Source organism: Streptomyces sp. NPDC008139, assembly GCF_042957025.1.
GTDB lineage: Bacteria > Actinomycetota > Actinomycetes > Streptomycetales > Streptomycetaceae > Actinacidiphila.
Window position 1 is genome coordinate 1 of the sequence record NZ_JBIBHM010000028.1, and the last position, 12,069, is coordinate 12,069.

The following is a 12,069-nucleotide window of genomic DNA, read 5'->3' on the forward strand; positions in this document are numbered from 1 at the left end:
CGGCGAGTACTTACTGGGTGGCGCCACTTCTTCCTCGTTTCCTTGTTCAGGACAACCCTATTGGGTGCCTGTCCGGAAACTTCGGGGCCCCTCACAGACCCAGATCGTCAAGGCCATCGCCTTGCTCGACTGGATCAAGGACCAGGGCGAAACTCTGGCCACCTGCCTGCAAGCACACATCGACCTCTGGCTCACCTCCGAAGACCACCAAGGCCCCTACACCGCCGCACCGTTCGTCACCTGGGCAGTCCGCAGCAAGTTCGCCTCCAACATCAACATCCCCTCCCGCCCCCGGCGCGTCTCCCACCTCCCGCTGGACGCTGACACACGCTGGAGCATTGCCCGTCGGCTCCTCAACGACGACTCGGTCGAGACGAAAGACCGCGGCGCCGGGCTGATGGTCCTGCTCTATGGCCAGACCCCCGCCCGAACCTGCCGACTGACCACCGCACACGTCATCCAGGACGACAAGGGCGTCGCCCTTCAACTCCACGAGATTCCATTGAGGCTGCCGCCGCCCCTGGACACCCTGGTCCTCCGACTCGTCGACATCGCCGACGATCACCAGCACACTGTGACGGCGAACGAGTCCAACACACCCTGGCTCTTCCCGACCCAGCAGCCGGGAAAGCACCTGACCAGCGGCCAGCTCCTCGCCCGACTCCGGAAGATCGGGCTTCCCTCCGAGTCCGGCCGTTGCGCGGCCCTGCTCGACATCTGCACCACGATGCCGGCGGGCGTCCTCGAACGCCTCCTCGGCATCAGCCCCGCCGCTGTCGACCGATGGGCAGCAGGAGCCGTCAGAGCCGCCTACGCAGCCGAGGTGGCCCGCAGATCAGACACTGGCGAGACTCTGGATCACCTTTGACGTCCTCAGATGGTGCTGTCCTTGACGCCTCCTCGCAGGCCCCACTCATCCAAGCCGGAGTAGATCAACGCAGTGCGGCCCCGCGGAAAGGAGAGGGCCTCGGCCTCACCTGTATAGACCGCGACCAGTGAGTCGGCTCCTCGCCACCAAGTGTCGGCGAGGCCCATCACTTCGCGCACCGGCTCGAACCCGTCCAGCGCGATGCCATCGACATCGTCGCCGGTGACCTTGCTGATCTGCTTCGCCCACATGGACGCGTGGTGCGTCAGCGCGAGCGACTCCACCCAGCCCTCGACGGTGGCATGGAGGGGCGCCCACTGACCTGCATGAATGCCGAACTCGCCAGACGGCCCGATCATGAACCCGTACGGGACTGCGGTCCGCTGCATCCCGGCCTCGAACCACCAACCTTCAGATTCAGAGCCTTCTGGGGAGTCCGCTTCGAGGTACCTCGGGCCGCCGTCGTACTGGGATGCCGGTGGTAGGACCAGACCGCCCCAGCGCTCCTCATAGGCAGCCATCCGGTCGATGACCGCGGCCGGGATTTCTCGCTCAAGCCACCACTGTCTGTGGTCCTCGACGTGCCTGACGTCGACTTTGACTCCGTGAGCTTGGACGAACGATCGAGCTCGCTGAGTCAGGCCGTCGGGCACAGCGTTGAAGAGGTTGAGATTCACCAGAAGGACGCTACCGAGTAGCCCAGGGACAGCAGGCTCCGGCCCCTTGCGCCTCCTGCGGCACCGTGTCCCTGCCGAGCTGGAGGCATGGGCCTCGTTGCTCTATTCCGCACGCTCGAATATCGGAACCTACCGACACTCGCCGACCGGGCCGGGAAGACCGGATACATCGACCACGCCACCGCGGTGCGCAAGCCCGGCGACGCGGCCCCGGAGCTCTCGGGTCCGGGGACGGCGCTGATGGAGCTGGACGAAGCCGCGCACCGCGCGATCGGCGTCGCCGCCGCGCTCGTTACCACCTGGCTCGCCACGCGAGCTGCCCGGTGACCGCCACCGGCCCCGGGGCGGATGCCGAGGACCCGCGGATCGGCCGTGCCCGCGCGTCGGTCGGCATCGCCTTGACGGCGCTGCAGCAGCTCGAGGACGGCCTGGCCGACCTGGCCGACCCGGAGACGCTGGCGGAGATCCTGCGCGAGCTGTTCCGCGAGGACGACCCGCAGGCCGGGGTGTTCGGCAGCCTCGCGCAGCTCCTGGCCGTCGCCGGCCGCGTCGCCGACCGCATCGAGGACGACCAGGAGCAGAACGAGGACCAGGACCGCGAGGTGTCCGGCCTGCTCGAAGAGGCGGCCGCGTTCGTCATCGACTCCGCCGGCCTGCGCCTGCACTACGCCACCCGCACCCTGCACCCCGCAGGAGAGCGGCCCTAGCTACGCCCCGGGACAGCCGCTGTGCTTGGCGGCTTCGACGGCTGTCCCAGGCTCCACTGCCTCACCTAAGAGGAGGGACGCCCAGTATGACCACCGCCGGCCTGCCCGGCACCACCCCGACATACCCGCCCGCCACCGCCCCGCCGCCCGGAGTGTGTGGCGTATTTGTGGCGCAGAGCGCATGACGAAGCGCCAGATAACACTCTGACCTGCGGAAACTCCGGAAGGAGCTCCGGCCTCCGGAGCCGTTGCTGTTTTTAGCGGCACTGTTTCCCTGCGCGTTGATGCCGTGGCGGCATCCGCGATCCCGAGCGTTCCGTTGAAAACGCTGCTCGCACTACCGGGCGATGTCCGTGCCGCCTGCGCTCGTACCGCCTGCCCCTGACCCTGTGCACATCGTCGTCCCAGCCCGCTGGTGACACGACCAACCCGGTCGCCCGCGCACGGATGAGGCCAGCCGTCACAGCCTCCGCCCGAGGGGCGTCGGGCGTCTCCACGAGGGCGATAACACGGAAAATGCCGTCAGGCAAAACGCATTTCCTGATGAAGATGGACAGTGAACCGCAGGCCGGCCAACGGGTGCTCCCCAGCGGGAGGGCATCCGTCTCAACGGCTGGACTCTGCGCGTTCTCCCGCCCGTTGCCGTGTCTCAGCCCTGAGCCGACGCCAAGGAAGTGCATGCCGCAAGACCCCGCCGTACCCGTGACAAACGCCGAGGCAGCCTGCCCCGCCGCCGAAGCCGACCCGCCCCGCCCGCAGGCCCCGCGGCTGCTGACCACCGAGGAGATCGCCCGGCTCCTCCGTGTCGACCCGTCCTCCGTGCGGCGCTGGCGCGCTGAGCGACCTCCGCAGGGACCGCCGTTCATCCGCCTGTCCGAGCGCGTCGTCCTCTACGACGCAGGCGACCTGCAGACCTGGCTGCACGAGCGGCGCACGACACCCGGCGCCCGGCGAAGGGCGGCCTGATTGCCCTACCGCCACCAACTCCCCATCGCCGTGACCCTGTCGGAGGACATCGAGCACCGTCCCGGCCGTAAGCTCCCCTACAAGGCTCGTGTCCGCTGGACCGACCCCCAGACAAAGCGCCGGCGATCGGTCGCCCAGATGCACCCGACACAAGACGCGGCGCAGGAGTGGATCGACTCTCTGCTCGCCTCCGCAGCCTGCGGCATCAACCCGGCCACCGCCACCCAGACCCTCGCCGAGTACGGCAGCACCCATATGACGCTGGCGTTGCGCGGACTGGAGCCCAAGACCACCGACCCCTACCTGGCGGGCTGGCGGCTGCGCGTCGTGCCCGCGCTCGGGCATCTGCCGGTGACCATGGTGACCAACGGCGCGGTCGACCGCACCACCTACGCCTGGATCGCCGACGGCGAGGGCCGCTCCACCGTCAAGAACACCCTCGCCGTCCTGGTACGCGTCATGGAACAGGCCGTCCGCGACGGACTGATCACCGCCAACCCCGCCCGCATCAAGGACTGGCAGCGCCAGTACCAGCTCGCCGAGGACGAACTCGACGACCCCCGCTCCCTGGCCCTGCGCGACTGGGCCGCCTTGCAGGAACTCTCGGTGGCCCTGGTCGCCCGCTCGGCCGACCAGCACCCAGGCTGAGGCGACGCCGTCACGTTCGCCGCGTGCACCGCCGCCCGTATCGGCGAGGTCTCCGGCGTCCGCGTGCAAGACATCGACCTCACCAACTGGATCTGGACCGTGCGCCGCCAGACCACCCCCTCCCCCGGCGGCCTCGCCGACAAGAACACCAAAGGCAAGACCGCCCGCCGCGTCCCCCTCATCCAGGAGGTCCGCCCGATGGTCGCCCAGCGCGTGCTCGCTGCAGGCGGCCGGCCCGACGCCCGCCTGTTCACCGGACCCCGCGGCGGACGCATCACCACCGCCGTCCTGCGCGACGCCACCCACTGGGACGACGTCGTGAACTCACTCGGCTACGAACACCTGCGCCGCCACGACCTGCGCCACACCGGACTGACCAGGATGGCGGACGCCGGAGTCCCCCTGCACGTCCTGCGGTTGATCGCCGGCCACGGCTCCCCGCAGACCACCCAGCGCTACCTCCACCCCGACCTGCGGCCCGTGATCCACGCCGGCCACAACCTCAGCACCCACCTCACCACGAAGCCCGGCCTACCCACCCCCGCCGAACCACGGGCGAACACTCCGGGGCTTGTAGGAAACCCACAACCAGGCCCCGCACAATGATCTTGAAACGGACCGAAAACGGCCTGACCTGCGGATTTTCCGCACTTGTGGTCCCCAATTGGTCCCCAGAACCCTGACGGCACGTCACATGGAAACCGTTGCCGACAACGGCGAAGGCCCGCTGACCTGGCTCTATGCCAGTCCAGCGGGCCCTTCGTGCACCGTCGGGACGACAGGATTTGAACCTGCGACCCCTTGACCCCCAGTCAAGTGCGCTACCAAGCTGCGCCACGTCCCGGTGCTTGGTCGGTCGGGGTGGTGGCCCCGGGTGACCGTGCACGAGAACGATACCGCACCTCGGGGGGTGTTTGTGCGCAGAGGGGGTGGGGGCCGGGGCGGGGGGAGTTGAGTAGGGGTACTCATGTGGGGCGGGGCGGGGCCGGGGGAAGGTCGGGGCATGACGAAACCGATACAGCAGGAGACGACGGCGGCGTATGCGGCGCAGGCGGCGATCTCGTTCGCGGTGGCGCTGGGGGCCATGGTGGTCGGGGTGGCGTATCTGCCGGTGGGGGGATGGGAGCGGGCGTTTCTGGGGCTGGGGCTGCTCTATGTGGTGACGGCGGCGTTCACGCTGGCGAAGGTGGTGCGCGACCGGCAGGAGGTCGGGCAGGTCGTGAGCCGGGTGGACCAGGCGCGGCTCGACAAGCTGCTCGCGGAGCACGACCCCTTCAAGATGGAGGGCATCTAGTCGGCGGCCCGCGCGTGACGCCTGCGGGTGACGGACTCCCGACGGTCGGGGGCCTCCACGGGGATCGCCCCGACTGGGGCCCTCAGGGCGTAACGGGGGCGTCGGACGCGTCAGACGGGGAGGACGCGTCAGACGGCGAGGACGCGGAAGCCGTATCGGGAGGCGTGTCGCCCAGCAGATAGCGGGCGCCGGGGCCCGCCGCCCCGGCCGCGTCGTCGACGTTGTAGAGACCGCAGCGCGTCAGGGAGAGACAGCCGCACCCGACGCAGCTGGTCAGCTTGGCCTTGAGGCGTCGCAACTCGGCGATCTGGTCGTCGATGCGCTGCTCCCAGGACCGGGCCACGCCGTTCCATTCGGCGGTGGTGGGGACGTGGTCGACGGGGAGCCGGGCGAGGGACGCGCCGACCTCGTCGAGGGAGAGCCCGATGCGCTGGGCGGCGCGGATGAAGGCGAGCCGGCGCAGCGTGGAGCGGCGGTAGCGGCGCTGTCCGCCCGAGGTGCGCTCGGAGTGGATCAGCCCGAGGTCCTCGTAATAGCGCAGCGCGGAGGCGGCGATGCCGCTGCGGGCCGAAAGCTCGCCGATGGGCAGCAGGTCACGGGTGGAGAGGGTCACATCGGCCCAGCATACGCTTGACTTCAAGTCGGCTTGAAGTTGCAAGGTCGTCCCATGACGATGACGCACCGCACGGGGCCGTCCGGCCACTCAGAACAGCCCGAGCGCTACGGGTACGACGACCTGCGCCACCTGATGTCACGGATGACCGGCGACGAGAAGCACGACACCGCCGCCACGTCCACCCTCGACGTCCTGTGGGTGCTGTACGACCGGGTACTGCGGGTCGGGCCCGAGAGCGCCGACGCCCCGGACCGGGACCGCTTCCTGCTGTCGAAGGGCCACGGCCCGATGGCGTACTACGCCGTTCTCGCCGCCAAGGGCTTCATCCCGTACGCGTGGCTGGCCGGTTTCGGGACGTACGACTCCCCGCTCGGCCACCACCCGGACCGCACGCTCGTACCGGGCGCGGAGATCGGTTCCGGGTCGCTCGGGCACGGGCTCGGTCTGGGGGTGGGCAGCGCGCTGGGGCTGCGGGCCCAGGGGCTGAACGAACCGGCGGTATGGGTGCTCGTGGGCGACGCCGAGATGGACGAGGGCAGCAATCACGAGGCCGTGCAGTACGCGGGGGCGGTCGGCCTCGACCGGCTCCATGTCGTCGCGGTCGACAACGCCTCGGCCACGTACGGCTGGCCCGGCGGGCTGGCCTCGCGGTTCGCCGCCGAGGGCTGGTCCGCGGTGACCGTGGACGGCCGGGACCATGCCGCGCTGTACGAGGCGTTCACCGCGCCGCATCCGGGACGGCCGCGCGCCGTGGTCGCCCGCGTCGAGCCGAAGTGACCGCCGGGTCCACGAGCGACGACGAGCGACGTCACCCGAGCGTCGACACCCGAGCGACATCGGCCGAGACCGCAACCGAGGCCGCGACCGAGGCCGAGGCCGAGGACAGGCCGAGACCGCGGCCGCGACCGCGACTGAGCGCAGGCGAAGAAACGACATGACTGGGGATTCCATGGACACCATGCGGGAGCGGTTCGCCGCCGTCACCACCGAACTGCTCGACTCCGATCCGCGGCTGGCCGTCGTCCTCGCCGTGATCTCTTCGGACCGCTTCAGCGACGCCGCCCGCGCCCACCCCGACCGGGTGATCGACGTCGGGATCAGGGAGCAGTTGCTGGTCGGGGCGACGGGCGGGCTGGCGCTCGCCGGGCTGCGGCCGATCGCGCACACCTTCGCGAGCTTCCTGACCGAGCGGGCCTTCGAGCAGGTCAAGCTCGACATCGGACACCAGGGCGTGGGCGCGGTCCTGGTCAGCGCGGGGGCCTCGTACGACATCGCCGCGGGCGGGCGTACGCATCAGGCGCCGGGCGACGTCGCGCTGCTCGACACGCTCGACGGCTGGACCGTCCACGTGCCGGGGCACCCCGACGAGGCCGACGCGCTGCTGCGGCACGCGGCGGCGGACGGCGACAGCCGCGTCTACGTACGGCTCAGCGATCACTCGAACGTGGCGCCGCGACCCGTCTCGCCCGGCCGCTTCCAGGTGTTGCGCGAAGGGCGCGCCGGGGTCGTCCTGGCCGTCGGGCCCATGCTGGACGCCGTCCTCGACGCGACGGCCGGGCGCGATGTGACGGTGCTGTACGCCTCGACCGTACGGCCGTTCGACGCGGCCACCGTACGGGAGGCGACCGCTCGGACCGATGCGGCCGACCTCGTCGTCGTGGAGCCCTACCTCGCCGGTACGTCGTCGGCGCACGCCGCCGAGGCGCTGGCCGACGTCCCGCACCGCGTGCTCGCGCTCGGCACCCGGCGCGCCGAACTGCGCCACTACGGCACCTGGCAGGAGCACGTGGCCGGACACGGCCTGGACGCGCAGTCGCTACGGGCCCGGATCGACGCGTTCCTGCGGGTCTGACCCGCGAAGGGGCGTGGGGAGGGCGGCAACGCCCGCACGCGGCCCGAGGCCGGAACCGTACGAGCGGGGCACGGGGGGGGTAAGGCCGGGGGCGCGGTCCGAGAGCCTGGAGCTGAGGACCGTCAAACCCGGGCGCGGTCGGAAAGGTCCGGCCTCGCCCCCCTACCGCCCGGACCGCGGTCCGAAAGCCTCGGCCCGTACGCGCCCGGCCTCGGTCTCGGGCTCCGGCTCGCGGCCTGAGCGGCCGAGCGCGCGGTCGGAGCGGCCGAGCGCGGTCGGAGCGGCCCGGCGCGCGGCCTGAGCGCCTCGGCGAGAACTCCTCAGACCCCGTGCCCGCCCTCCGGCGCCGGTACGGCCCCCTGCTGCGGCACGCCCGCCGGGGGCGTCGGCTGCGCGGCGGCGGGCCCGCCCTCGAACGCGCCAGGACCCGCCGGAGCAGCCGGACCGCCAGGAGACCCGACAGCGCCCGGACCACCCGGCGTGCCCGGCCCCGGCGCGGGCGGCACCGCCCCCTTGCCGCTGCTCCCCCCGGCGGCACCCCCGCCGGAGGCGCCCGGCTTCGGCGGCGCCGCCGACGAGCGCCCCACCTGCCGCCGCGCGTCCTCCGCGCTGTTCTGCGCGCCGAGCGAGCCGAAGTAGAAGCCCGAGACGGTGGCGAGGACGGTCATCAGCGAGGTGACGATGGTCTTGCGGAGGTCGCCGGAGTCGGCGCCCGACGACAGCATCGCGACGGCCAGCGCGAAGGCGACGAGCGCGAGGATGAGGACGGCGATGACGCTGCGGGTCAGACCGCGGACGCCGCGCGGCTCGCGGAGGTCGCGCAGCAGGTCGCGTACCTCGTGGTCGTGGGCCGCGTCCTCGAGCAGCCGGTCGGTGATCTGCTGGCGCCAGGCCGTGGCCCGCCGCACATCCATGATCAGCGGTATCACGGCGACCGCTGCGACGGCCACGACCACCACCGAGATGAGGAGGAGCGCGGAGCCGCCGTTGAGCCCGCTGATCGGCTCGGCCGCAGCGGCCGGCCCCCGGCCGGTCCCGGCATACGCCGTCGCGACATCAACGGTCGTGAAGTCCGTCATGGTGAAGCGCCCCCTCGTCCGCACCACGGGTCCGCCCCCGCGCCCCGGGCGGGCATGCTCCCAGCGCCGCCGTACGCCGGTCAAATCGGCCGGTACCGCCAACTCCCTTACGGCGGAAGGCAGTACGTCACCGCGGCGCCCGGCGCGGAGCCTCCCCGCTCCCCCGGACCGGATTCGTTGATCGCGACGACTAGCGGCGCGGGCCCTCGCCTCAGGAGAATCATCCGTGACCGACCAGGCCACCGGCATGTCCCAACGCCGTCGGGTGCCGCGGAGCCTGGCGGCCGTACAGCCCGATACCGCCCCATACCCGTACAGCCGCAAGCGATACAGCGGGCACACCACCAGCATCCTCATGAGGAGCAGCACGATGCGCGACGCGTCACAGTCCGGGGTAGTTCCGTACTACGAGGATGTGTCGCCCGGCACCGGCGCGCTCGCGCCGCGCGCGTGGTGGGCGGTGTCGGACGCGCGGCGGGTGAATCTCGGCGGCGCCTGGCGCTTCCGGCTGTCGGCGACGGCGGACGCGGAGGACGACTCCTTCGCCCAGCCGGGGTTCGACGCGACGCGCTGGGGCGCGGTGACGGTGCCGTCGCACTGGCCGCTCCAGGGGCACACCCATGAGCACGAGTACGGGCGCCCCGCGTACACCAACGTCCGTTTTCCGTTCCCGGTCGACCCGCCCCACGTGCCGACGGAGAATCCGACCGGTGACCATCTGCGCGCCTTCGACCTGCCGGACGACTGGCCGGGCGGCGCGGCGGTGGTGCGTTTCGACGGCGTCGACTCGTGCGCGCGGGTGTGGCTGAACGGGCAGGAGCTGGGGACCTTCAAAGGCAGCAGGCTGCCGGTGGAGTTCGAGGTCGGCGAACTGCTGCGCCCGCGCGGCAATGTGCTGGCGGTCCGGGTCCACCAGTGGTCGTCCGGCAGCTACTTGGAGGACCAGGACCAGTGGTGGCTGCCCGGCATCTTCCGCGATGTGACGCTGATCGAGCGGCCCGAGGGCGCGGTGACCGACTTCTTCGTGCACTGCGGCTACGACCACGCGAGCGGTACGGGCACGCTGCGGGTGGACTGCGAGCCGGGCGGGACGGTGACCGTACCGGAGTTGGGGCTCGACCTGGCGACCGGTGAGGAGGTGACGGTGCCGGTGGAGCCGTGGTCGGCGGAGGTACCGCGGCTGTACGACGCGGAGTTGGCGACCGAGGGCGAGCGGATACCGCTGCGGATCGGCTTCAGGACCGTCGCGGTGGAGGGCGGTGTGCTGAAGGTCAACGGGCGCCGGATCCTGCTGCGCGGGGTGAACCGGCACGAGTTCGACCCCGACCACGGCCGGGTGGTGGACGGCGAGACGATGCGCCGCGACCTGCTGCTGATGAAGCGTCACAACATCAACGCGGTCCGCACCAGCCACTATCCACCGCATCCGGCCTTCCTCGACCTGTGCGACGAGCTGGGCATGTGGGTGATGGACGAGTGCGATCTGGAGACGCACGGTTTCGAGGTGGTCGGCTGGCGCGGCAATCCGGTCGCCGACGAGCGATGGACGCCCGCGCTGCTGGACCGGGCCGCGCGGATGGTGGAGCGGGACAAGAATCATCCCTCGGTGGTGATGTGGTCGCTGGGCAACGAGTGCGGCACGGGCGCCGGGCTCTCCGCGATGGCGGACTGGATCAGGCACCGTGACCCGGCCCGGCCGATCCACTACGAGGGCGACCTCACCTGCGCCGACACCGACGTCTACTCCCGGATGTACGCCAACCACGCCGAGACCGAGCTGATCGGCCGCCGCGAGGAACCGCCGCTGGCGGACGCGCAGTTGGACAAGCACCGGCGCGAACTGCCCTTCATCCTCTGCGAGTACGCGCACGCGATGGGCAACGGGCCCGGCGGACTCAGCGAGTACCAGCGGCTGTTCGAGGCGTACGAGCGCTGCCAGGGCGGTTTCGTCTGGGAGTGGATCGACCACGGGCTGCGGCAGCGCACCGCGGACGGGACGTCGTACTTCGCCTACGGGGGCGACTTCGGCGAGGAGGTGCACGACGGGAATTTCGTCTGCGACGGGCTGGTCTTCCCCGACCGCACGCCGTCGCCGGGGCTGACCGAGTACAAGAAGGTCGTCGAGCCGGTCAGGATCGAGGGCGACGCGGAGCGCGGCACGGTCACGGTGACCAATCTGCACGACTTCACCGACCTGTCGTATCTGGCGTTCCGCTGGTCGTACGAGGTGGCGGGCGCGCGGAGCGACGCGGGTCGGTTCGAGGTGCCGTCGCTCGGCCCCGGGCAGAGCGCGGTGCTCGAACTGCCGCGGGCGGCGCGGACGGTGGGCCGCGGCGAGGGGTGGTGGACGGTGCGGGCGGTGCTCGCCGAGGACACCGCGTGGGCGCCGTCAGGTCACGAGGTGGCATGGACGCAGTTCGCGGCCCCCGCGCCGGCGGACGCGGCCACCGCGCGCGTCGGCGATCCGCACTCCCCGCGGCTCGCCGAGGGCGGTCTGATCGTGCTCGGCCCCGGCGTCTTCGACGCGGCCGACGGCACGCTGCGCTATCTGGAGGGCGCGGCGGTCACCGGACCCGTGCTGGACGTGTGGCGTGCCCCGACCGACAACGACCGCGGGGCGGACTGGAATCCCGAGGGGCAACTGGACCGGCTGTGGCGGGAGTTGGGCCTCGACCGGATGCGGCACCGGATCGTCTCCGTGGCCGTCGGCGGTGACGCGCTCACCGTCACCACCCGTGTCGCCCCGGCCTCCTCCGACCTGGCGCTGCGTACCGTCTACACCTGGACGGCCACCGGGGACCGGCTGCGCCTGGGTGTCGAGGTCACGCCCGAGGGCGACTGGACGCTGCCACTCCCCCGGCTCGGGGTACGGCTCGGGCTGTGCCAGACCCTGGACCGCGTCGAGTGGTACGGCGGCGGGCCCGGCGAGGCGTACCCCGACACGCGCGCCGCGTCCCGGATCGGCCGGTACACCGGCACCGTGGACGGGCTCCAGACGCCGTACGTACGCCCGCAGGAGAACGGCGCACGCGCGGACGTGCGGTGGGCGCGGCTGCGCCGCGCGGACGGCACCGGGCTGCATGTGGAGGGCGAGCCGCCGTTCTGGTTCACCGCCCGTCCGTGGAGCACCGGGGAACTCGACCGGGCCACGCACACCCACGAGTTGACGCGTTCCGAGGTGCTGTGGGTGCACCTCGACCACGCGCTGCACGGCATGGGCAGCGCGGCCTGCGGCCCCGACGTACTCCCCCGGCACCAACTGCGCGCGGCGCCCGCCGCCTTCGCGTTCACCTTCATGAGCCTGGCCGCCGCCGACCCCGAGGGGCCCGCCGACCTCCCGCTTCCGGAGACCGAGTGACCAC

13 protein-coding genes and 1 tRNA gene are annotated in these 12,069 nt (G+C 71.6%); 10 read left to right on the forward strand and 4 right to left on the reverse strand.

Annotation, left to right across the window (positions count from 1 at the left end; genetic code table 11):
• Positions 1-64: 64 nt before the first annotated feature.
• A complete protein-coding gene (locus ACFZBB_RS33935) occupies positions 65-868 on the forward strand; it encodes a hypothetical protein (RefSeq protein WP_391130837.1) in 804 nt (267 codons plus the stop codon).
• A gap of 5 nt (positions 869-873) precedes the next feature.
• On the opposite strand, the gene ACFZBB_RS33940 is transcribed toward ACFZBB_RS33935, so the two are convergent.
• A complete protein-coding gene (locus tag ACFZBB_RS33940) occupies positions 874-1,545 on the reverse strand; it encodes a hypothetical protein (protein WP_391130839.1) in 672 nt (223 codons plus the stop codon).
• 87 nt (positions 1,546-1,632) lie between these two features.
• Here ACFZBB_RS33940 and ACFZBB_RS33945 point away from each other — a divergent pair, with 87 nt between their 5' ends.
• From ACFZBB_RS33945 to ACFZBB_RS33965, 5 genes are all read left to right on the forward strand, one after another.
• Positions 1,633-1,872: a hypothetical protein gene (locus ACFZBB_RS33945; RefSeq protein ID WP_391130842.1), complete on the forward strand. Its 240-nt coding sequence runs from the start codon at positions 1,633-1,635 to the stop codon at positions 1,870-1,872.
• Entirely contained in the window at positions 1,869-2,252 is a 384-nt protein-coding gene (locus ACFZBB_RS33950) for a hypothetical protein (protein ID WP_391130845.1), read from the forward strand. Before ACFZBB_RS33945 ends, ACFZBB_RS33950 begins: the two co-directional genes overlap by 4 nt.
• A 678-nt stretch (positions 2,253-2,930) precedes the next feature.
• Positions 2,931-3,218, forward strand: coding sequence for a helix-turn-helix domain-containing protein (locus ACFZBB_RS33955; protein ID WP_391130848.1), 288 nt, complete (start codon positions 2,931-2,933; stop codon positions 3,216-3,218).
• Positions 3,219-3,356: 138 nt separating this feature from the next.
• On the forward strand, positions 3,357-3,866 hold the full coding sequence (locus ACFZBB_RS33960; protein WP_391130851.1) for a hypothetical protein: 510 nt from the start codon (positions 3,357-3,359) through the stop codon (positions 3,864-3,866).
• A 63-nt stretch (positions 3,867-3,929) separates the two neighbouring features.
• Entirely contained in the window at positions 3,930-4,472 is a 543-nt protein-coding gene (locus ACFZBB_RS33965; RefSeq protein ID WP_391130854.1) for a tyrosine-type recombinase/integrase, read from the forward strand.
• A 164-nt stretch (positions 4,473-4,636) separates the two neighbouring features.
• On the opposite strand, the gene ACFZBB_RS33970 is transcribed toward ACFZBB_RS33965, so the two are convergent.
• Positions 4,637-4,710 (reverse strand) — tRNA-Pro (locus ACFZBB_RS33970).
• 159 nt (positions 4,711-4,869) lie between these two features.
• On the opposite strand from ACFZBB_RS33970, the gene ACFZBB_RS33975 reads away from it, so the two are divergent.
• A complete protein-coding gene (locus tag ACFZBB_RS33975; RefSeq protein WP_188280171.1) occupies positions 4,870-5,160 on the forward strand; it encodes a YiaA/YiaB family inner membrane protein in 291 nt (96 codons plus the stop codon).
• 82 nt (positions 5,161-5,242) lie between these two features.
• Here ACFZBB_RS33975 and soxR read toward each other — a convergent pair whose 3' ends face one another.
• A complete protein-coding gene (gene soxR / locus ACFZBB_RS33980; RefSeq protein WP_391130857.1) occupies positions 5,243-5,773 on the reverse strand; it encodes a redox-sensitive transcriptional activator SoxR in 531 nt (176 codons plus the stop codon).
• Between the two features lie 60 nt (positions 5,774-5,833).
• Between soxR and ACFZBB_RS33985 the strand changes: the two genes are divergently transcribed.
• On the forward strand, positions 5,834-6,553 hold the full coding sequence (locus ACFZBB_RS33985) for a transketolase (protein ID WP_391130894.1): 720 nt from the start codon (positions 5,834-5,836) through the stop codon (positions 6,551-6,553).
• A gap of 172 nt (positions 6,554-6,725) precedes the next feature.
• Positions 6,726-7,628 (forward strand): transketolase C-terminal domain-containing protein, encoded by a 903-nt coding sequence (locus tag ACFZBB_RS33990; RefSeq protein ID WP_391130897.1) that lies wholly within the window; start codon positions 6,726-6,728, stop codon positions 7,626-7,628.
• Between the two features lie 320 nt (positions 7,629-7,948).
• Here ACFZBB_RS33990 and ACFZBB_RS33995 read toward each other — a convergent pair whose 3' ends face one another.
• Positions 7,949-8,707: a hypothetical protein gene (locus ACFZBB_RS33995; RefSeq protein WP_391130860.1), complete on the reverse strand. Its 759-nt coding sequence runs from the start codon at positions 8,705-8,707 to the stop codon at positions 7,949-7,951.
• Positions 8,708-9,077: 370 nt separating this feature from the next.
• On the opposite strand from ACFZBB_RS33995, the gene ACFZBB_RS34000 reads away from it, so the two are divergent.
• Positions 9,078-12,065, forward strand: coding sequence for a glycoside hydrolase family 2 TIM barrel-domain containing protein (locus ACFZBB_RS34000; protein WP_391130863.1), 2,988 nt, complete (start codon positions 9,078-9,080; stop codon positions 12,063-12,065).
• Positions 12,066-12,069 lie beyond the last annotated feature (4 nt).